Genomic DNA, 1,426 nt, shown 5'->3' on the forward strand with positions numbered 1-1,426 from the left:
TTCAGGAACTGCGAATTGCCGGGGCCCGGGTCAAATCCCCAAGAAAACGGCCCAAGAAAGAGACGGTCCTCCGGGTGAAATTCGGCGCTTTGATTGACACCCTGCGTGCCAAGGGCCTGGGATGGCGGGAAATAGCCTATTACCTCTCCCGCCATCACCATTTCAAGGTTTCGTTTGCCTATCTCCAGCGCTGCGCGGCCAAACAGAGGAACCATGGCGGGAGCTAACCTAGGCGGCCAAGACGATCAAAACTTGCCAGACCCCAGGGAGACCGAAGAAAAATGTCCAATTACCCCATTGAACCATTTTTGATCCATTTTTACGACAATGACAGGGAGACCCCCAGGCGGCGGGAGTTTGAGAATATCACGTGGGGTGCTGAGAAAACCTGCTGCGAAAACCTGAACCAGGCGTACGACCTGCTGGCCCTAGTAAGGGCGTACCTCACCCAGCGCCTTGATACAAAGGCGACCTACACGCTGGGCACAAATCTAGGGGCCAGGGTAATTAACCAAGAGGGTAAATGGTATTTGGAAATAAGCTGCGAAGGTGAACTCTGCCAACTCGATAAGTGGCGGGCAATCGCCATGGATCTCCAGCTTAACCGGCTGCTGGGGACGATGACGTTTAGAGATACTTGAGATGATGCCGGGTCGTGTGCCCTACCGGTTAAAATAGTCCCTTTTTTGATTAACGGCTTTTTGTGTAAAAATGATCCTATGGACGAATTGGAACGGTTTAAAACTACAATAAACCTGTCCGAGTTTGCCGCGACCCGGACTATGCCCTGGATCGCCGGGTCAGCTCGGTCAATTCCGCGGTCATGCGGCACCCGGACGGGAACGAGATCGTCATAGCCCTAACGGTGCCTCTTGGGCCAGGGTTTATTTCTCGGTGTGCGACGAGCGGGAAAATGGAACCCATAATTGACTTCCATCAGACACCGGAGCGGCGGCTCCTTGGGCGAAGCAAAAGAGACCCTGCGGCCTGGCTGGGGGCGTCCAGGCCCCCACTTGAGCCTGCCCTGTTCATTCGTGACCTGGTGCCCTTTTCCCGTGACCAGGCCGTTGTCGTGGCAGCCTGTGAGCACGCGCCCGATCCAACACCCCTTCCCTGCCTGACAAGCCGGAGGCTCAGCCCAGACGTCCTCGCCCTGCCCCGTTTCGGGGCTGCGTTCGTGTCGATGACCGAAAGAAAGCCCTTTCCCTTCTTCCCATTTTTCTTCTTAACCGCGCTCCAGGGGCTGAAACAAGACATAATTAATAATAATGTCCAATTATATCCCTCAACAACCCCCTAAAACCCAGCACTGTCCGGTTAGGAAATTGCATGACAACCGGTAAACATCATTTGAAAAAAATTCTCCCGGAGGCGTTTTTTTCCTTGACAAATTAGCTTGTGAACAAGTGCGGTTTTCGTAATATCC

Annotated in this window: 2 protein-coding genes; both read left to right on the forward strand. The window is 53.7% G+C overall.

All coding sequences use genetic code 11. The features are described 5' to 3' along the window. A partial coding sequence (locus AB1467_07470) for a hypothetical protein (GenBank protein MEW6296094.1) occupies positions 1 to 227 on the forward strand: 227 nt, incomplete at its 5' end. A 54-nt stretch (positions 228 to 281) separates the two neighbouring features. Then, complete coding sequence (locus AB1467_07475; protein MEW6296095.1) at positions 282 to 641, forward strand: hypothetical protein; 360 nt, start codon at positions 282 to 284, stop codon at positions 639 to 641. Positions 642 to 1,426: the final 785 nt, after the last annotated feature.

Source organism: Candidatus Diapherotrites archaeon, assembly GCA_040755695.1.
Taxonomy (GTDB): domain Archaea; phylum Iainarchaeota; class Iainarchaeia; order Iainarchaeales; family 1-14-0-10-31-34; genus JBFMAK01.

Coding starts and splice junctions, on each gene's coding strand:
- AB1467_07475 (MEW6296095.1), top strand. CDS start 282: ATGTCCAATTACCCCATTGAACCATTTTTGATCCATTTTTACGACAAT.